Raw genomic sequence first — 19361 nt, 5'->3', positions numbered from 1 at the left:
TTTTCACTGCTTATTTTTTACTATCCTGCTCGGTTACCGTAACCCCCGCCCCACGCAATAAGCCTTCCAGCGCTACCGCCTCCCCTGACAGCTGCACACTGAGCGTGGAGAATTCGCGCCGCAGCGGGTAGTTGGCGCGGCAGTCGTCAAAGCCTTTGTGCATGCCGTGATGCAGCGTTTGGCGCTGGAGAGCATCGTGGTCGCGGCGTACGTCGTACACCGCTCTCATGCAGAGCCTTAGCGCATCTTCTGGCGGTAGCGCGTGCTGCAAATGCAGCGATGCCAGTGCGGGCGGCGGGCAAATATCGGCGAACGTAAATTCACTGGGCTGGCCGCAGTGACGCGCTAGCGCCTGTTGAATCATCCACGTGCCGCGTAGCTTGCCATCCAAACTGTGCCCCGCTATATGCGGTGTTGCTATAGAAACCAGATCACGCAAGCCAGCATCGATATCCGGCTCCTCTTCCCACACATCCAGCACCGCCTTAATGTCCCCTTTACCCGACAACCGGCTGCGCAGCGCCAATCCATCGACGCAGTCGCCCCGCCCAGCATTGAGCAACACACTACCTGGCGCCAGTTCATCAATACGCTGGGCGTTGAGCAGTTGATACGTGGCGTGCGCCCCCTCACGGGTAAGCGGTGTATGCAGGCAGAGCACATCACAGCGCTCGATCAGGGCATCTAACGAGTGAAAGCCTGTCTGGCCCTCCTCGTCGGCTCTGGGCGGATCACAGGCCAGCGTTGCGACGCCCATGGCGGTTAGTCGCGCCTGCAGTCTGCTGCCGACATTGCCCACCCCCACAATCCCCACGGTGCGCTCGCCAAGTGGCCAGCCATCGCGCTCCGCCAGGGTCAACAAGCTGCTCAATACATAATCAACCACCGCTTCGGCGTTGCAGCCTGGTGCACTGGCGAAGGCGATATTGCGCTGGGCAAGCGCTGCCTGGTCGATATGATCGGTGCCGATAGTGCAGGTGCCGATAAAGCGAACGGGACTATCGGCAAGCAGCTGATCGTTGACCTGGGTAATGGAGCGCACGATGAGCGCATCGGCATCCCGAAGGTGGGCGGCGTTTATCTCCCGCCCTGGTACGCGGGTGAGCGTACCGAAATGGCCGAAGCAGTGCTCGGCAGCGGGGATATTGGCGTCGATGACAAGTTTCATAGGCGTTTGGGTATCCGGGCTTTACAATACCGCCCGCGACGGCTTGATGGGCAGGCGTGTTTAAAGGCTATCTTTTAAAGGCTATCTTTTAAAAGCTAAGTAAGGAGAGTGTTGTGATCGTACGCTGGGAAACCAACCATGACTATGTGTTGGTTCATATTCACCAGGATATGTTTGGTGACTGGATTTTCAGCCGCGCCTGGGGGCAAATCGGCACTCAGTTTGGCGGTCTAAAGCATCAGCTAGCCGACACGCTGGAGCAGGCCCAGATGTGGCTTGAGGACGAAACCACCATCCAGTCCTCGCGGGGTTTTCGCAAGGTACTGGACGTGGCCGATCATACTCCCGAGGGCCAGGAGGCCATGCGCCAACTATCGCTACTGGATACACTTTAGGGCCGCTAGGGGTTAGCCCAGAAAGCGCCGCCCGTCACGCTCATGCGCCCCTTTGGGGGCGGAGGTATCGGGTGGTGCGGTAAACGCTTCCAGGGCAGCTTCATCCAGCCAGCCGCGTTCACGCAACCAATCGCTTAAGCGTTCTAGCTCAAAGCCACGATCCAACTCATTGCCATCGCTATCCACCAGCACCGGTATCCGCACGCCGTAGCGCTCGACAAGCGCATCGTCATCACTGATTTCGATATGGTGCAGCCACACCTTCTGATTGGCGAGTGTCGCCACCAGCCCTTCCAATTGAGTGCATAGGTGGCAACCCAGCGTGGTGTAAAGCGATAGATGAATCATGCAAAGACTCTTTTCATACGATGGCTCTCTTACGCCGCTTTGTGGCGCAGTATAAACACATGGTGAAGATTCGTACGCCGCTGGAAATCGGGGTCGAAGCTACGCCCGGTGATGTCCTCGACCGCATACTGCTGGTAAAGCGCGTCATCGAGTTTAAAACGCCGTTGATTATTCGAAAACACTAACGTGCCACCCGGTGCCAAGCGCGCCATGGCGAGTTCCACCAGTCGCGGATGGTCACGCTGCACATCAAGGGTATCGCGCATTTTCTTGGAGTTGGAAAAGGTCGGCGGATCCATAAAGATCAGGTCGAACTCGGCGTTGGCCGTTTCCAGCCAGCGGAAACAGTCGTCGCGCACCACACGGTGAAGGCGCGTATCGAGTTTATTCAGTGCAAAGTTGTCCTTGGCCCACTCCAGGTAGGTGTTGGACATATCCACGCTCACGCTGTCACTGGCGCCACCCAAGGCCGCCTGTACGGTCGCGGTGGCGGTATAACAGAACAGATTTAAAAAACGCTTACCGCTGGCCATTTCGCCCAGCATGCGCCGAACCGGCCGATGGTCAAGGAACAGCCCGGTATCCAGATAGTCACGCAGGTTGACCCATAGCCGTGCTGCGCCCTCCTGCACCTCAAAGCGTTCACCGCTGGCGGCCCGCTTCTGGTACTGGGCGCTGCCGGTTTGGCGTTCGCGGCGTTTGATATAGATTTTGCTGGCATCAACGTTAAGCGCCTCGGGCATGACTTCCAAGGCATCGTACAAGCGCTTTTGCGCCTGGGCTGGGTTGATCGAGCTAGGTGCCGCGTACTCTTGTACATGTACCCGATCACCATAACGATCCACCGCCAGGGCGTATTCCGGCATATCGGCATCATAAACGCGATAGCTGGTTTCACCGCTCTGCTTCAGCCATTTCTTCAAGCGCTTCTGATTTTTAATCAGTCGATTGGCAAACATCTGCGCATTGTCTTGGTTTTTGTGGGCGGCTTGCTCTTCGCTCGCCTTTTCACCAGGCGTCGCCACTGCACTGCTCTCGCTCTGGACGGGCTTTGTATCGCTCTCGGCAGGCGGATGCTCAGCGCCACCAATCTCCATAAGCAACAGCTTGGCATCCAGAGCACCGTTTTTAAGCGCGTACTGCTTGTGCGCACGCATGCCCAGCCGGTGGCCTAGATCCGGGTTACCGGTAAATACCGCCAGGGTCCAGCTGGGGAATAGCGCTTTGGCTTTCTCACCAAGCTGGGCGTATAGACGCACCAGTTCAGGCAATTCACCCAGGCGTTCGCCGTAGGGTGGGTTAGTAATCAGCAGGCCGCTCTCAGCCGTCAGTGTTTCGGGTCGCGTCAACTGGACAAGGCTTTGACCATGCAGGCTTATCAAGGCTGGAATACCCGCGCGCATGGCATTGGATTTCGCTGCCGTCAGTGCTGCAGGGCTCTGATCAAAGCCGAGTAGCTGGGCTTTACAGCGCTTGCGACCAATCGACGCGCGCGCATCGGCTTCGCGCTTCTGTTCCTGCCAAGCGAGATCATCGTGACCTGCCCAGCCGTGGAAGCCGAACCGCTCACGATTCAGGTTAGGCGCTTGGTCAGCGGCCATCATGGCGGCTTCGATCAGCAGCGTGCCTGCACCACACAGCGGATCAATCAACGGCTCTCCCGCTTTTAAGCGCTCGGGCCAGCCTGCGCGCACCAGCAGTGCCGCCGCCAGATTCTCTTTTAGCGGTGCATGGCCTACGTCACGGCGATAACCACGGCGGTGGAGACTCTCACCTGAGAGATCCAGCCCAATGGTTAAATTCATCCGGTGCAGGTGGGCATAGACGCGCAAATGTGGGGTTTTGGTATCCACATTGGGGCGTTCCTGCCCGGCCAGTTGAAGCGCATCGACAATGCCGTCTTTAACGGTTTGGGCGCCAAAGCGGGTGTGGCGAATGTGTTCGCTGCGGCCATGGAAATCGACGGCCAGCGTTTTGCCCGGTGCCAGATGCTGTGTCCAGGCAATGCGGGCGACCACATCGCGCACTTGCTCGGCGGTATCGATCATCGATTCGCGTACCAGGGTCAAAATGACCCGGTTGGCTAACCGGGACCACAGGCAGACACGATAAGCGATCGCTTGGCTGGCAGTGAAATAGACGCCTGCCACGGTGGTTTTACCCGGCGTGGCGCCCAGCGCTATGAGTTCGTCGTGGAGCAGGCCTTCGATGCCTTTGGGGCAAGTGGCGAGCAAGTTCAGGGCAGCGGTTTGGTTCGACTCGGTCATGATAATAGCGGCGCGTAAAGGCGCGATATCCCTGTATATAGCAAATGAGTTTACGTTTTATGACAATTTGATAGTCGACAGATGACCCCATCATGGTCTAACAATAAGAGAGTAGCTACTGAAAAACGCATGCGTTTCTTGTCAGGGTCGGTTCAGAACTAGGCCTATGACATATGAGTGTTCTTTGTAAGAGATAGCCGCTCGGCTCGTTCAGCCCGTGAGTGCCAAACAACAGGGTTGGAGCGGCGTCTCGCTCTTGAAGCAAGCTCTCGGAATAGCGGTTGTTTTCGTTTTCGATAACACCCTATTTCTTATCAAAGGCTTTCGTGAAAAGAGGTTAGCCAATGAAACGGCAAAAACGTGATCGCTTCCAGCGGGCTTATGTCCACGGCTACAAAGCGGGTGTATCGGGTCGTTCTCGCGACGATTGTCCCAGTCAAGATATCAATTTACGCGAATACTGGATGAGCGGTTGGCGTGAAGGCCGCGGTGACCAGTGGGATGGGATGACAGGCATCTCGGGCATCCACAAAAACCCCTTAGTCATGGCCTAACGTTTTTATTTTTCAAGATTCTAAAAGAAAGATTTTAAGCGAGAGGTTTTCAGTGAGCCCACTTTTTCAAGTGGGCTTTTTAGTGCGCATTGATACCCACACTGCTTTGCTAATCATCTGCACGCTCAACCGTTAGCTTTCAGTGCCCTTGCACACTCACCGACCAGTTTAGGCCCTTGATAGATCAACCCCGAGTAGAGTTGCACTAAATCTGCGCCCGCCGCGATTTTGGCCTGGGCAGCAGCGGCACTATCGATTCCACCGACACCGATGATAGGTAGCGATGGTAGATGCTCACGTAACTGGCGAATAACGCGATTTGATGCCTCGAAGACAGGTTTTCCAGAAAGCCCACCCGCCTCCTCCGCTTGTGAGTCACCCTCTACTCCCGCGCGGGAAACCGTCGTATTGGTAGCAATCACGCCATCAAGTGCATTGCGCTGAATACTTTCTGCCATCAACGCCACTTCTTCCGCGCTCATATCCGGGGCGATCTTAATTAGTAGTGGAATTTTTCTGCCCGCTTGAGAATCAAGCTCGTTGGCGCGAGCGCGAATAGGCCCCAGCAACGCGTCCAGCTGTTCACCAAACTGTAAGGTACGCAGCCCAGGGGTATTCGGCGAGGAGACGTTAACGGCAATGTAATCCGCATAAGGGTGCACCGCATCTAGACATACCAGGTAGTCATCCAGGGCGTGCTCTACTGATGTCGTCAGGTTTTTACCAATATTGATGCCCACAATGCCGCCGTAGTGACGCTGCTTAACCTGCTGGATCAGATGCGCAACCCCTTTGTTGTTAAAACCAAAGCGGTTGATGATTGCTTCATGCTGCGCTAAGCGAAACAGCCGAGGCTTAGGATTCCCTGGCTGCGGCTTAGGCGTCACTGTTCCGACCTCGACAAAGCCAAACCCCAGCGCGCCCAGCGCATCCAGGTGGTCGGCGTTCTTGTCCAACCCCGCGGCGAGACCTACTCGATTGGCAAAGCGCAGCCCCATCAGTTCGACGGGATCCTCGACCGGCTGGCCAAATAGCCGTGTAACGCCCCCTACCCGATGCAGTGCATCCAACGCACCCAGCGCCATACCGTGAGAGGTTTCTGGGTCAACGCGAAAGAACAGTGAGCGGGCGAGGTTGTACATAGCGGATCTCTTGAAGCGGGGGCTGAAAACGGGCATTAGTATAACGCAATAAAGCGCGCCCTGGTGGAGAACCAGGACGCGCTTTTGTAGAGCGGAATCACTAGGTAAATTTAGGCTTCGCTATCGCTTTCAGCCAGATCGACCAGTTCGCGTACCGCCACGGCGAAGAGCGCAAAGCCCCCTTCACTACCGCCGCGCACCTCTTCAATCAAACGACACCAGCGGCGATGCAGATCGGCGTGCTGATCCAACCACTGCGCCACCCGCTCTTGGGTATCGCGGCTTCCGGCATCAAGCTTCAGTACGCTGGTGGTCAGTGCCAACTGCTGTCGCTCGATGTCGTCGCGGAAGGTTTCCCGCGCCTGCGCCTGCCAAGCGTCGCGCACTTCCAGCTGAGTTACCTGCTGAATCATCCACGGCAGCTCCAGGCGGCTGCCAATTTCGTACAGCACTTCCGCCACCCGTTGGGGTTTTTCGTTGGTCAGGCGCGCCGCCTGGATAATGCCCAGCCCCGCATAAAGGCTTGATGACGCCGCCACGGTGGATGCCAGCGCATCCGGCACGCCCGCCTCCAACAGCTCGTCTCGACGCGAGTTCCAGGCGCTAAGCTCTTCACCGCTGAGCAACTCACCAATACCTTCCTGTAACTGCGCCAGGCGAGGAGCAAAATACTCGATAGTGTCCAGTGTCGAGAGCCCTAAATGCTGACGCACAAACCAGCGCGTAGCGCGACGGATCAGGCGCATCAAGTCGAGCATCATTGAGTACTGGATGCGATTCGGCACTTGATTATCGAGCGCTTCAATTTGCGCCCATAGACCGGGCAAGTTGAAGCTATCGCGGGCCACAATATAAGCGCGAGCGATGTCGGCACGCCCAGCGCCGGTGGAGTCCATTAGGCGGCGTACAAAGACGATACCCATATGGTCGACCAGATCGTTGGCCACCTGCGTTGCCACGATTTCACGCTTAAGACGGTGTTCGTACATTTCGTCTTTAAAGCGCTCAACCAGCACCGAGGGGAACAACCGCTCCAGATGACGGTGAATATACGGGTCATCCGGCACGTCAGAGGTGATCAAGTCGCCCTTCAAGGTACTCTTGGCGTAAGAGATCAGTACCGATAGCTCGGGCAGACGCATCCCTTGATCGTTGCTGGCTCGCTCTTTGAGCACATCATCGGCAGGCAGGAACTCCAGCTCGCGGTCAATCTGCCCGGTGGCCTCCAGCTCGCTGATAAAGCGGCGGTAGGGCCCCATCGACTGGTCAGAAAGGATAGCCGATAGATCCAGCGCTTGGCTTTGGCGGTAATTATCGAGAATCACCAGCTCTGACACTTCATCGGTCATTTCCGCCAGCAGCTGATTGCGCTGTTTGTCGGTCATATCGCCGCGCTTGACCACTTCATCGATCAAAATCTTGATATTGACCTCATGGTCGGAGCAGTTCACCCCACCGGCGTTGTCAATGAAGTCGGTATAGACACGCACGCCTTTGGCGGCGGCTTCCATACGCCCGCGCTGGGTCAAACCAAGGTTACCGCCCTCACCCACCACGCGGCAGTTCAAGTCGTTGCCGTTGATGCGCAGGCTGTCGTTGGCTTTGTCGCCAACATCGGCATCGGTTTCATCGGAGCCCTTCACATAGGTACCGATACCGCCGTTCCAGATCAAATCCACCTTAGATTTGAGCATCGCGCGGATCAATTCGTTCGGCGACAGGCGGGTTTCCTGGATGCCAAACACCTGCTGCATTTCCGGGGTAATAACGATTGATTTAGCACTGCGGCTAAAGATACCGCCACCGGCAGAGATCAGCTCCTGACTGTAATCTTCCCAGCTGGAGCGTGGCAGGGCGAACAGCCGTTTGCGCTCGGCGAAGGAGGCTTCAGCGTCTGGATTGGGGTCAACAAAGATATGCAGATGGTTAAAGGCACCCACCAGCTGAATCTTGTCGGAGAGCAGCATGCCGTTACCGAACACATCACCGGCCATATCACCGATACCGACCACGCTGAACAGATCCCGCTGGGTATCCACATCCAGGTTCTTGAAGTGGCGCTTAACTGACTCCCAGGCGCCGCGGGCGGTGATACCCATTTTCTTGTGGTCGTAACCGTTGGCACCGCCAGAGGCAAAGGCATCGCCCAGCCAGTGGCCATACTCCAGGGAAATCTCATTAGCGATATCCGAGAAAGTCGCCGTGCCTTTATCGGCGGCTACCACCAAATAGGCGTCATCGCCATCGTGACGAACGACATTTTCCGGCGGCACCACAGCGCTACCCACCAGGTTGTCGGTAACATCCAGCAGCGCGCGGATAAAGATTTGATAGCAGGCGATGCCCTCTTTCTGCACAACGTCGCGGCTGGCATTCTCCGGCATGCGCTTACAGACAAAACCGCCTTTTGCGCCAACAGGGACGATCACGGCGTTCTTAACCTGCTGCGCTTTCACCAAGCCCAGCACTTCAGTGCGGTAATCTTCAAAGCGGTCAGACCAGCGTAGGCCGCCGCGGGCGACCTTACCGCCGCGCAGGTGGACACCTTCAACTCGTGGCGAGCAGACAAAAATTTCAAACATTGGCCGCGGCTTGGGCATGCCGGTGACCTTGGAGGGCTCAAGTTTGTAAGCGATATAGTCTTTAAAGCGTCCGCCCTCGCCGAGCTGGTAGTAGTTGGTACGCAGCGTGGCGAGAATTAACTCCATAAAGCGACGCAGCAGTTGGTCGTCGTTAAGACTAGCAACACCTTCCAGTCGCTCGTTTAAGCTAGCGATGCACTCGTCGGTGGCGTGGTCATGCTGCTCAGGATCAAAACGCAGGCGGAATAGCTCAACCAACTCGCGGGTGATGGCCGGATAGTTGGCCAATGTGGCGGCAATGTAGTCCTGAGACATGCCAAAGCGGATCTGCTTCAAATAGCGCGCATAGCCGCGCAGCATCGCCACTTCGCGCCAATCCAGCCCTGCGCCGATAATCAGGCGGTTAAAGGCATCGTTATCGGCTTCGCCTGTCCAGATGCGTTTGAAGGCTTCGGTAAATACGTCGCGCATATCACCCAAGCTGACATCCGCACCGCTGTGCTCAAGCTCGAAGTCGTGAATCCAGTAGCGCTGTTCAGGGGAGTTGATATCGTAGGGGCGTTCGCCAATCACGCGTAGGCCGAGGTTTTCCATCATCGGCAGCACGTCGGAAAGCGGAATCTGGGTGCCGCGATGGAACAGCTTTAGATTAACGCCACCGCCCTGCTCTTCCAGCGGACGGTAGAGCGACAGCGATAAGTCGTCGCCGTTGTTCAGCGTTAACAAGTGCTGGACATCAAACACCGCGGTGCGTGCGGAAAAATCTTCACGATAGCTCGCTGAGAATGCTTCGCGGAAGTGATCCATCAGGTGGTTGGCACGCTCTTCGCCAAACCCTTCCACCATGGCGTTGTGCAGGTCATCGCGCCAGCTACGCGCCAGCCGCGCCACCTTGCTCTCCAGGCGCTTAAGATCGTAATCGCTGGGCGCATCGCCGTTGAAGCGCAGAATCAGCTGAATGCGTGCCAGTACCGACTCGGATAGGTAGGTATTGAAATCGCCAAAGTGGGCATCCAGCTCATCGCACAGCACATTTTGAATTCGCTGGCGCAGATCCGTCGAGAATACGTCGCGGGGCACAAACACCAAGCAGGAGTAGAACTTGCCGCTGATATCGGCGCGGATAAACAGCCGCACCTGGCGGCGCTCGCGGATATTGAGAATACCCAGCGAAGTGCTCGCCAATGATTCGGTGTCGATTTGAAACAGGTCATCGCGGGGGTAAACTTCCAGCACCTGCAGCAACTGCTTGCCGTTGTGGCCCTGAGGATTAAACCCTGCGATATCCATCACCGCTTTTAGCTTACGGCGTAGCAGCGGAATGTTCCGCGGTGATTCGTTATAAACCGTCGAGGTGAACAGACCAAAGAAGCGCCGTTCTCCAATCACGTTGCCGTCGTCATCGTAACGATCAACGGTAATGTAGTCAGGATAGGTAGGACGATGCACGCGGGAGTGATGGGCACTCTTGGCAAACGACAGCAGTTGCGGCACCAGCACATAGTCGTTGTGCTCATCCACGCCCTCTTCGGTACGAATCCGCTCGCAGTAGCGCGGCTGATCCAGTCGGAACACGCCCAGTACGCTATTGGCATCGCGCTGCAGTTCGTTACCTTCCAGTAGATACTCGTCGTAGCCTAAGAAGGTGAAGTTGTCCTTGAGCAGCCACTCTAAGAAAGCAATCGCCTCTTCGTGGTCGTCAGGGTCGATCTGCGGCGGGCAATTTTTTTCAAGCTCTTGAATCGACGCGGTAATTTGCGCGCACATAGCGTCGTAATCACCCACGGCGGTGCGCACATCGCGTAGTACGTCGTTCAGGTTGCTTTCGATTTTCTCAAGCAACGCCACGTCGGTGTGTCGATCGACTTCAATAACAATTAGTGACTCGCGGGCTTCCGGCGCGTTCTCATCGCGAGGTGAGGCCTGCGCCTGTAACTGGTGACGGTCATCACGAGCAACCGCCAGCACGGCGTTTTGAATCGCGTGAACCGTTAAGCCGCGACGGTTGAGCTCGATACGCACCGAGTCGACCAAAAACGGCATATCCTCATGCAGCACGGCCACAAAGGTATGCGTTGACTGCCAGCCGTGCTCTTCAAAGTCTGGATTAAAAACGCGCACTTTAGGTTTTTTGGGGTCGTGGTGCTGTAAAAACTGCCAGATTGACAGTGTTGCACCATACAGGTCGTCCAGGCGACGATCGACGAGATCCTCCACCGGCACGGTGGCATAAAAGTGTCGAGCAAAGGCGTCAATTGTCGCGGCTCGAGCAGGCTCCAGACGCGCATATAATCGCTCCTGAAGCTGCTTCAAAAGATCCTGACGACTCTCTTCAATCGCAACGTAGTGCATCCATCACCTCGACTGCCTAGGCCATTAATCGGCCAAAAAACGAAGGACAATAGGCCTTTAGGCCAACATAGCGTCTAGCTTACGCTACCTATCGTCGCGTCCCTAATCACATGACATGTTGTTCATGGCGCATACCGTTTACGCATTAGGCCGTTAGAACATTAACTTTTTGCTTAAACGTCCCGCCGCGTTAACAACACCCCGCATTCACAGTGATCGGTAAACGGGAACTGGTCAAATAGCGCAAAGCGCTCTATCCGATGAGTGTTGGTCAGTATGGTCAAGTTTTCAGCCAATGTGGCCGGGTTGCATGAAATATAGACGATCTGAGCATACTCGCTGAGCTGTTCACAGCTCTGTTCATCTAGCCCGGCGCGGGGCGGGTCTACCAGCACGGTGGAAAAATCGTAATCATCCAGTCCCATTTCCGCCACGCGACGTCCGGCCTTTTCGCCCTTCAGCGCCTGCGAAAACTCTTCTGCTGACATGCGACCAATCTGCGCGTTCGTGACCCCATTGGCTTCTAAGTTGACGTTGGCACTGGCGACCGACGTGCGGGAAATTTCCGTGGCCAACACGCGACGGAAATTCTCGGCGAGCGCAATGGTGAAATTGCCGTTTCCGCAGTAGAGCTCGACCAGATCTTTCTTTGCGCCTTCATCTTGCTGCTTAGCGGTCACTTCCCGCGCCCAGCTGAGCATTTTTTGGCAGATATGCGCATTGGGCTGGGTAAAGCTGTTTTCGACCTGCTGATAGTGCAACGTGCGGCCATCTACCTCTAGGCGCTCCCAGACATGGTCACGGGTCAGCACAATGCGCTGCTTGCGGGAACGACCAATGATCATGATGCCGAGTTCAGCTTCTAGCGCGCGCGCTTCGCGTTCCCACTCGTCACCTAAGGGGCGATGATAAATCAGTGTGACCAGCGCTTCGCCAGAGAGCGTGGTTAAAAATTCCACCTGAAACAGCTTGCGGCGCAGCTCGTCAGACGCGAGACAGGCCTCACGCAGCTGTGGCATGAGCTGATTGATTCGCTCGCTGGCCACGGCGTACTGATCCAGCCGAATGACGCGCTTATTTTTCGGGTTCTCAGGATCGACCTCAAACATGGCATAGAAGAGATCGTTCTCTTCATGCCAAATGCGAAACTCGCAACGCTGGCGGTAGTAGCCGGGCGGCGATTCAAACACCTCCAGTACCGGTGGCTGGAAAGGCGCAAAGGTACTTTCCAGATAGTCGCGCTTGGCGGCCAACTGCTCGGCATAACGCTCAGGTTCTACGACGGGGATAGCCAAGGCTGCTCCTCTTGAATGGGTTCAGAAATAGTAGCGACAAATAATGTTCATTAACGCACGTTTAGCAATTGGGGCGCTTTAAACCCATAGCGCGCTAAACCAGCGGTCAGATTCGCAGCGGGCGCAGTTGTATAACAGCGACCATCGTGGTGATCGCTGGATAGCTCATCAACCACTTGCGCCACACGCCGAGCGATAGCATCACCAGAATCAATCCAATGTAAAGGCGCAGGGGCAAGCTGCTCTAGCCAGGGTTTCAACAGCGGAAAATGAGTGCAGCCGAGCACCACGGTATCTAGTTTGGGATGCTCGGCAGGAGCAGTGATGGCTTGCCATAACGGCGCCAATGCCGCCTGCATACGCTCTGTATTGGGCGTAATGCCAGCCAGATAGGCTTCTGCTTCCACCACTAAGGCATCGGCGGCAACGCGCGTGATGGCACAGTCACTGGCGAAGCTATCAATTAAGCGCTGGGTATAGGGCCGCGCTACCGTGGCCCTGGTGGCCAATAAACCGATATGCCGCGTTTGGCTAATCGCAGCCGCAGGTTTGATAGCAGGCACAGTACCTACCACGGGAATAGCTAACTGTTGGCGCAGATGCTCCAACGCCAAGGTGCTTGCGGTGTTGCAGGCGACAACCAGCACGCTCGGTTGGCAAGCGTCGACGGCGGCCTGACAGACCGCCACGATGCGCTCGGTTAGCGCGGCGTCTTCGCGCAGCCCATAAGGCAGCCAAGCATTATCGCAGGCGTAGCACATAGCAGCATCAGGGTAGTGTTGACGCAGCGATTGCGTCACCGACAGGCCGCCGACACCGGAATCAAAAATTAATACGGGGCCTTTCATGACTCTCTTTGCATCACTATCCTGCTTCATTCATCAGCGCCGAGCTGGTCGATGGTTAAACTGACACCCAATAAAAACGGGGCCGCCAGTTTAGCATGCCCCGCCTATGAATTTATTGATTGTCGCTACCCGCTTAAGTCGTTTTTCCGGGCTATACCGCGGGCACATCAGCCCCTCGCAGTTCGGCGTAGAGTTCGGGGTAGGCTTGCTGCAGGCGCTCTAACTCTTGTTCCGCACCGGCGGGAAGCGCCTCGCGAAGCTTTTCCATATCTTCTTGACTAAAGTGCTCATCAATTAGCGGGAACAGCCCTTCACGCTCGTGGCGCAAGTAGGCCCGATGCGCCTCTAAATAATCTTTTAGATCTTCAGCAAAACGATCCATGGGCAGCACATTGTCCATCAGAATCATGTCGATATCGCTGGAGAGGCGCTGCAAGCGAGGCTTTAACTCACGATAATCATTGGCCATCTGTTCGGTAAGCGCACTATGGTCGGGCGCTTTAGCCTGTAACCGCTCAACGCAGACCTTTTCCAGCGGGGCGGCAAAACCATCCATGTAGGATAAAATGTAATCGACTACCTCACGCATCAGCTTGAAGTTGGGCCGCTCTCCCTGTGCTAACGTTTTTTGCTTCAGCTGTAGCACATGAAGCATCCGGGCCATATTGGCATGATCTAGACGCAGTTGGTTTAACATTGAGCCGTCTCCTTTATCGTGTCATGCCTGCCGTTTTGCCTGATTAAGCTGACGGCATGCAATCATAGGGGCATAGCAACTAACAGGCGTTATCATTAACAATGCCTCTATGGCGTTATCCTAGCAAGCGCATCTTTCTGTTAGGTTACGCCAAAGGTAGTTCGACAAGCTGCGCTTTACCACAGACACTTGTAACAAATAAGTAGTTCTACGCCCCGATTGACAACGGAAGTTTACATGGACCTTTTTGATAGCGCCCACGCAGCACCTTCAGAAGACGCCCCGCTAGCCTTTCGTATGCGCCCACGCCAATTGGACGATTACGTAGGCCAACAGGCGTTGGTGGGGCCGGATAAACCGCTACGCCGTATGGCAGAATCAGGCATCGTGCGTTCGATGATTCTATGGGGGCCGCCGGGGGTGGGCAAGACCACGCTGGCAGAGCTTTTAGCCAGAGCCTCTCAAGCCCACCTGGAGCACCTCAGCGCGGTGATGGCCGGGGTGAAAGAGATTCGTGCCGTCGTAGAACGTGCCCAGCAAATGTCATCCACGGTCATCCTCTTTTTAGATGAGATTCACCGTCTCAACAAGAGTCAGCAGGATGCCCTACTGCCCCATGTGGAGTCGGGGCTGCTCACGCTGATTGGTGCCACTACCGAAAACCCATCATTTGAGGTCAACTCGGCGCTGCTCTCCCGTGCACGGGTTTACGTATTGAAATCGCTCACTCAGGATGAGTTGATTACAGTGATGCGCCAAGCGCTTAACGACGCTGAACGCGGGCTGGGAAAACGCGATATTCACGTTGAAGACGAAGTATTAAGCGCGCTAGCCCATGCCAGCGCAGGTGATGCTCGCCGGGCGCTTGGGTTATTAGAAACCGCGTGTGATTTCGCCACCCAGGAAGCGGGCCGTGAAGTACTCCATAAGGACGTACTGGCGGATGTGATTGGTCACCAAGCCAGCGCTTTCGATAAGCAGGGTGACGCCTACTACGACCTGCTCTCGGCCATCCACAAATCCATCCGCTCTTCACGGCCTAATGCCGCGCTGCTGTATATGGCGCGCTTCATGCAGGGTGGCGGCGACCCGCTGGACGTGGTGCGCCGACTGACGGCCATTGCCTCAGAGGATGTCGGCAATGCCGACCCTCGCGCCCTACCGCTGGTGATTGCTGCTTGGGACGCCTACCTGCGCCTGGGGGATTACGAAGGCCAGCGGGCGATTGCCCATGCAGCCATTCACTTGGCGGTGGCGCCTAAAAGCAACCGCATTGATCGCGCCTGGAGTGAGGCCAAGCAGTATGTAAGTCAGCAACCTCAGGTGGAAGTGCCAACCTACCTGCGCAATGCGCCCACCAAACTCATGGAGCAGTTGGGCCATGGTGAAGGCTATCGCTATGCCCACAACGAGCCAGACGGCTATCCGGCGGGTAGCGTCCATGACTGCTGGCCTGAAGAGCTACCTAAAGCCACCTTCTTTAAGCCGAGCCCTTTCGGTCAGGAGAAGCGCTTTGGAGAAATAATGGCGTGGCGTGAAAGCCGTGATCAGGAAGCAGATGAGGCGCCCTAGGGCGCCTCATCTGGTGTGCTGCCTCTCTACTGCACACTTACAGCTCTTATTTAAAGCTGTTCGCGGATAACATCGGTGCCTTCGGGAATCTCGAAGTCAAACATGCTCTGGTCGATGTTGCCGTTGCTGGTAATGTTGCTGAAGGTAATAGCCGTGCGCTGCCCGGTGCTGTCCATCATCCACAGCTCGGTCAATGTGTCAGCATCGAATACCATGCTTAACTCTTCGAAAAGCGTATCGGCTGAGATAGGCACCAACGTAAAAACGTCTTCGCCGCCATCTTGCTCGTAGAACACCTCATAGCTCTCGGTTAACTCATCCACGCTGCCCGACAGCAGCAGCGCGGGCGTGTGGGTGACGCGATCATCCATCGCCTGAACGGTGACTTGCTCAAGGTCGGGATCATACATATACACATCGTCGCCATCCGACACGACGGTTTGCGAATACGGCGCTTCCACTTCCCAACGCAGCAACCCAGGGCGCGAAAGCCACATCTCGCCACGCGCGCTCTGTAGACGCTCGCCACTGCCATCAAGAATCTGCTGCTCAAAAGTAGCCTGATAGCTCTCAAGCGGATCCAGGCGCTCAGTTAACCGTTCAGCGGCATCATCCGCCCATACCGGCGCACCAAAGGTCAAACCCAAGGCGCTTGCGGCAAATGCCAGTGATGAAGGTCGTCCTTTTAGCGTATCGCGCATATGATCTCCCTAGGCAATCGTTGCCAGATAACGGTTGCTCAATAATTAAAGGTAAAAACAAAGAAAAAAAATCGAATGTGTAACGTCAGTTTAACCGTCCGACCGCTCATGTATGACTGCTCATGTACAACTGTTCATGTAGGACTAAGACGTGAAAAACGCCGCAGGGTTTCACCCGCGGCGCGACTTCCACGCTTATTGCATAATTGTGCCCCTTACCAAGGGTTAATGGCCTACCGGAGGTGGCGCAAGCACTTCCCGGGCGCCGTTGGAACCCATTGAGGTCACTACACCAGCGCCCTCCATGGCCTCAACCAAGCGAGCGGCCCGGTTGTAGCCGATCTTGAAGCGGCGCTGGACAGCAGAAATCGACGCTTTGCGTGTTTCAGTAACAAACTGGATAGCCTCATCATAAAGCGCATCCTGTTCGGCATCGTCACTATCGCTCCCTTCGGCTTCAAGGCCGGTCAAGGCATCGGCTGAGACGCCCCCTGAGAGGATCTCTTCGATGTACTCCGGTGCGCCCCGACGCTTCCAGTCATCGACCACCCGGTGCACTTCATCATCATCCACAAAGGCACCGTGGATACGATTAGGCGGCCCAGAGCCAGCAGGCAGGTAGAGCATATCACCGTGCCCGAGCAAACTTTCAGCACCGCCCTGGTCAAGAATTGTGCGCGAATCGATGCGCGATGACACCTGAAAGGCCATCCGCGAAGGAATATTGGCCTTGATCAAGCCAGTCACAACGTCCACCGAGGGGCGCTGTGTCGCTAGAATCAAATGGATACCCGCGGCGCGGGCCTTTTGTGCCAGGCGGGCAATCAGCTCTTCGACCTTTTTGCCGACGATCATGAACATGTCAGCAAATTCGTCGATCACCACCACGATATAGGGCAGCTTCTCCAATACCGGATGCGGCTGGTGCACTTCCCAGGGCTGTGGCTCCCACAACGGATCTGCCACTTGGGCACCGGCGCGTTCGGCTTCATCCAGGCGGCCATTAAAGCCTGCGATATTACGCACACCCATGGCCGCCATCAGCTTATAGCGGCGCTCCATCTCGGCCACACACCAGCGCAGGCTGTTGGCCGCCTCTTTCATATCGGTGACCACTGGCGCCAACAAATGGGGGATACCATCGTAGACCGACAGCTCCAGCATTTTAGGGTCGACCATGATGAGCTTCAGCTCGCTGGGCTTCGCCTTAAGCAGCATCGAGATCAGCATGGCGTTAACGCCCACTGATTTACCCGACCCGGTGGTACCGGCTACCAATAAGTGAGGCATTTTGCCCAGGTTGGCCACCACAGGGCTGCCGCCAATATCCTGACCAAGCGCCATGGTGAGCGGTGACGTCTCCTGCTGATAACGGTCGGAGTCGATCACTTCGCGCAGGCGGATCATGGCGCGGTTGGGGTTGGGTATTTCAATCCCCACCGTGGGTCGCCCGGGAATAACCTCCACCACCCGCACACTCTTCACCATCAGTGAGCGCGCCAGGTCTTTGGCAAGATTACTGATCTTGGAGACCTTCACGCCCGCAGCAGGCTTGATTTCAAAGCGGGTAATCACGGGCCCAGGCCAGGTATCGACGACTTCCGCCTTAACACCGTATTCGCGCAACCGTACTTCAAGCAGTTCGGCCATGTCGGCCAACTGTTCATCGCTGTAATTGGGCTGATGCGGTTCAGCAGGTGTCAGCAGTTGCAGGCTCGGCACATCGCCTTCGGGCTCGTCCAGAGTCTCAAAGGCAGGCCGCTGGCTCTGCAAATGCTCCACGGTCCACAGCGCGGGGCCTTCGTCAGATTCTTGCGTTTGAACATCAGGCGAGAAAGTGGGCTCTTGGCGTGCAGCTGGCGTAGGCACTGGCGCTGGTTCGCTTGGCTCCTCTGGCTGATATAACTCATCGTCCATCTCTTCGTCGTCCCACACTGGCTCCGGGACGACTTCAGCCACACGCTCAGGCTTACGTGCGGGCTCAGGCTCCATGGCGCGCCTAGGAACAGCTTCAGGTGACTCGCTGAGCGTCGGCTCACTGCGGCGTTCAGCAGGCGCTGACTGAGTATGCGTTTTCTCATCAGGCGCTTCGTCGCTGACAAAGAAGTTACTTGCAGCAGGTGCCGGCGACGCTTCCTGACGCGAGGCATGTAGCGGGAAGGAGACGTCGGCTTCCTTGGGCTCATCGTTTTCCTTGAGAACGGGCTCAGGCGCTATTGCCGGCTCCTCTGCCTGGACAAAGGCATTTTCTCGCGGCGCTGGGGGTGCCGGCACCTCCGCCTCTTCTGCGGCTTTATCTACTGGCGGCACTGACGCCTTTGCAGGCGCCGACACTGCTGGCTCCTCGGTAGCGGCAGGTGATTTAGCAGGCACGTGCTTATTGCTTGAAAAAGCCGCAGTTTCCCAGGGAATCGAGGTATCGGTGGTCTCGCTGCTGTGCTCAGTAGCGGCTGAATGGTCGGTGACACTGTTATCAAACGGCATGGAGAAACCTGGCTCGCGCCGTTCGCGACCCGTGGCACTTTTACCTACACCTACCGATTCAGCAGTCGGCCTAGCTTCAGTCGACTTAACGTCAGCAGGCTTGGCTTCAGCAGGTTTAACCTCAGCAGACTTATCCTCAACATATGAAGCTTTGGGCGCTAGCTCGGGTTTTACTTGAGACTTCGCCGCAGGGGCGGGTTTCGCGGCCGCTCGCTGCGCTGCGCGCATGCGGCTTGCCTGCCGACGAGCCGATAGCCAGCCACCCAGGCGACATATGCGCTTACCGAGCTCATCCGCCACCTGCAGCCACGACATGCCGCTAAATAACGGAAAGCCGCTTAAAATGAGCGCTGCGGCGATTAAGCCAACGCCGCCACTGCCTACTAAAGGCCTTAGCGCACCGACCAAGCCTTCCCCTAAAATGCCGCCAGAGGCGTAGGGCAGCATACTGTCAGGATGATAAAAGTGCAGCGCACCTAACATGGTGGTGCCAAAAATAAGGAGGACTAAACCACCCGCATGCACGGCAATCGCGACCGGGTCGAGTTCAAAACGTACCTGGCGCGATCGAATCAGCCACCAGGCGGCAAAACCAAACATCCCCGGCCACCACAGCGCACTGGCCCCTAGCAGTGAATAGAGAACATCGGCTAACCAGGCCCCCACCTGTCCCATCCAGTTACGTATGTCCGTTTCCGGCCCTTGGTAAGACCAGCCTGGGTCAGAGGGGTGGTAACTAAATAAGGCTAATAATAAAAACACACACAGCGCTAGCAGTAACACCACTACGCCTTCGCGCACGGAGCCTTGTAAGCGCAGGCCAAAACGGCGAGCCTTATCCTTTGCGGCGTTAACACGCGCAGAAGAAGCCGATGGTGGTGTTTGACGCGCGCTACGCTGCGTTCGCTTGTTGACTGCTTTATTCACTTTCAAGCGACTCTCCCTTTACACCTCAA

The 19361-nt window shown here is 56.3% G+C and carries 13 protein-coding genes; 3 read left to right on the top strand and 10 right to left on the bottom strand.

Annotated features, from left to right (window positions below):
* Positions 1–10: 10 nt before the first annotated feature.
* The gene (pdxB, locus tag Q3Y66_RS05840) at positions 11–1168 is read right to left on the bottom strand and encodes a 4-phosphoerythronate dehydrogenase PdxB (RefSeq protein ID WP_008958417.1); all 1158 of its coding nucleotides are present in this window, start codon (positions 1166–1168) and stop codon (positions 11–13) included.
* Positions 1169–1281: 113 nt separating this feature from the next.
* Here pdxB and Q3Y66_RS05835 point away from each other — a divergent pair, with 113 nt between their 5' ends.
* The gene (locus Q3Y66_RS05835) at positions 1282–1563 is read left to right on the top strand and encodes a WGR domain-containing protein (RefSeq protein WP_008958419.1); all 282 of its coding nucleotides are present in this window, start codon (positions 1282–1284) and stop codon (positions 1561–1563) included.
* 12 nt (positions 1564–1575) lie between these two features.
* On the opposite strand, the gene Q3Y66_RS05830 is transcribed toward Q3Y66_RS05835, so the two are convergent.
* Positions 1576–1911: a glutaredoxin family protein gene (locus Q3Y66_RS05830; protein WP_008958420.1), complete on the bottom strand. Its 336-nt coding sequence runs from the start codon at positions 1909–1911 to the stop codon at positions 1576–1578.
* A 29-nt stretch (positions 1912–1940) separates the two neighbouring features.
* Positions 1941–4178, bottom strand: a complete 2238-nt coding sequence (gene rlmKL, locus Q3Y66_RS05825; protein WP_008958421.1) for a bifunctional 23S rRNA (guanine(2069)-N(7))-methyltransferase RlmK/23S rRNA (guanine(2445)-N(2))-methyltransferase RlmL — start codon at positions 4176–4178, stop codon at positions 1941–1943.
* Between the two features lie 344 nt (positions 4179–4522).
* Between rlmKL and rmf the strand changes: the two genes are divergently transcribed.
* Complete coding sequence (rmf, locus tag Q3Y66_RS05820; RefSeq protein WP_007111057.1) at positions 4523–4732, top strand: ribosome modulation factor; 210 nt, start codon at positions 4523–4525, stop codon at positions 4730–4732.
* 125 nt (positions 4733–4857) lie between these two features.
* Here the strand turns inward: rmf and Q3Y66_RS05815 are convergent, their stop codons facing one another.
* From Q3Y66_RS05815 to Q3Y66_RS05795, 5 genes are all read right to left on the bottom strand, one after another.
* Positions 4858–5874, bottom strand: a complete 1017-nt coding sequence (locus Q3Y66_RS05815; RefSeq protein ID WP_008958422.1) for a quinone-dependent dihydroorotate dehydrogenase — start codon at positions 5872–5874, stop codon at positions 4858–4860.
* 110 nt (positions 5875–5984) lie between these two features.
* The gene (locus Q3Y66_RS05810) at positions 5985–10808 is read right to left on the bottom strand and encodes an NAD-glutamate dehydrogenase (protein ID WP_008958423.1); all 4824 of its coding nucleotides are present in this window, start codon (positions 10806–10808) and stop codon (positions 5985–5987) included.
* A 173-nt stretch (positions 10809–10981) separates the two neighbouring features.
* On the bottom strand, positions 10982–12103 hold the full coding sequence (trmA, locus tag Q3Y66_RS05805) for a tRNA (uridine(54)-C5)-methyltransferase TrmA (protein WP_008958424.1): 1122 nt from the start codon (positions 12101–12103) through the stop codon (positions 10982–10984).
* Positions 12104–12153: 50 nt separating this feature from the next.
* A complete protein-coding gene (gene murI, locus Q3Y66_RS05800) occupies positions 12154–12951 on the bottom strand; it encodes a glutamate racemase (protein WP_008958425.1) in 798 nt (265 codons plus the stop codon).
* A gap of 151 nt (positions 12952–13102) precedes the next feature.
* A complete protein-coding gene (locus Q3Y66_RS05795; RefSeq protein ID WP_008958426.1) occupies positions 13103–13648 on the bottom strand; it encodes a hemerythrin domain-containing protein in 546 nt (181 codons plus the stop codon).
* Between the two features lie 237 nt (positions 13649–13885).
* Between Q3Y66_RS05795 and Q3Y66_RS05790 the strand changes: the two genes are divergently transcribed.
* Positions 13886–15220, top strand: a complete 1335-nt coding sequence (locus Q3Y66_RS05790) for a replication-associated recombination protein A (RefSeq protein ID WP_008958427.1) — start codon at positions 13886–13888, stop codon at positions 15218–15220.
* 50 nt (positions 15221–15270) lie between these two features.
* Here Q3Y66_RS05790 and lolA read toward each other — a convergent pair whose 3' ends face one another.
* Together lolA and Q3Y66_RS05780 are read right to left on the bottom strand one after the other, a co-directional pair.
* Entirely contained in the window at positions 15271–15921 is a 651-nt protein-coding gene (gene lolA / locus Q3Y66_RS05785; RefSeq protein ID WP_008958428.1) for an outer membrane lipoprotein chaperone LolA, read from the bottom strand.
* 225 nt (positions 15922–16146) lie between these two features.
* Positions 16147–19338 carry a DNA translocase FtsK gene (locus Q3Y66_RS05780; RefSeq protein ID WP_008958429.1) on the bottom strand — a complete coding sequence of 1064 codons (3192 nt, stop codon included), beginning with the start codon at positions 19336–19338 and terminating at the stop codon, positions 16147–16149.
* Positions 19339–19361 lie beyond the last annotated feature (23 nt).

The organism is Halomonas sp. HAL1, from assembly GCF_030544485.1.
Taxonomy (GTDB): Bacteria; Pseudomonadota; Gammaproteobacteria; order Pseudomonadales; family Halomonadaceae; genus Vreelandella; species Vreelandella arctica.
Note: the sequence above shows the minus strand (reverse complement) of the source record. Positions and strands in the feature narration are given on the sequence as shown.

Excerpts from the sequence above, each read along its gene's own strand:
- rmf (WP_007111057.1), top strand. The coding sequence starts at position 4,523 with ATGAAACGGCAAAAACGTGATCGCTTCCAGCGGGCTTATGTCCACGGC.
- Q3Y66_RS05815 (WP_008958422.1), bottom strand. The coding sequence starts at position 5,874 with ATGTACAACCTCGCCCGCTCACTGTTCTTTCGCGTTGACCCAGAAACC.
- murI (WP_008958425.1), bottom strand. The coding sequence starts at position 12,951 with ATGAAAGGCCCCGTATTAATTTTTGATTCCGGTGTCGGCGGCCTGTCG.
- lolA (WP_008958428.1), bottom strand. The coding sequence starts at position 15,921 with ATGCGCGATACGCTAAAAGGACGACCTTCATCACTGGCATTTGCCGCA.
- Q3Y66_RS05810 (WP_008958423.1), bottom strand. The coding sequence starts at position 10,808 with ATGCACTACGTTGCGATTGAAGAGAGTCGTCAGGATCTTTTGAAGCAG.
- Q3Y66_RS05795 (WP_008958426.1), bottom strand. The coding sequence starts at position 13,648 with ATGTTAAACCAACTGCGTCTAGATCATGCCAATATGGCCCGGATGCTT.
- rlmKL (WP_008958421.1), bottom strand. The coding sequence starts at position 4,178 with ATGACCGAGTCGAACCAAACCGCTGCCCTGAACTTGCTCGCCACTTGC.
- Q3Y66_RS05830 (WP_008958420.1), bottom strand. The coding sequence starts at position 1,911 with ATGATTCATCTATCGCTTTACACCACGCTGGGTTGCCACCTATGCACT.
- pdxB (WP_008958417.1), bottom strand. The coding sequence starts at position 1,168 with ATGAAACTTGTCATCGACGCCAATATCCCCGCTGCCGAGCACTGCTTC.
- Q3Y66_RS05790 (WP_008958427.1), top strand. The coding sequence starts at position 13,886 with ATGGACCTTTTTGATAGCGCCCACGCAGCACCTTCAGAAGACGCCCCG.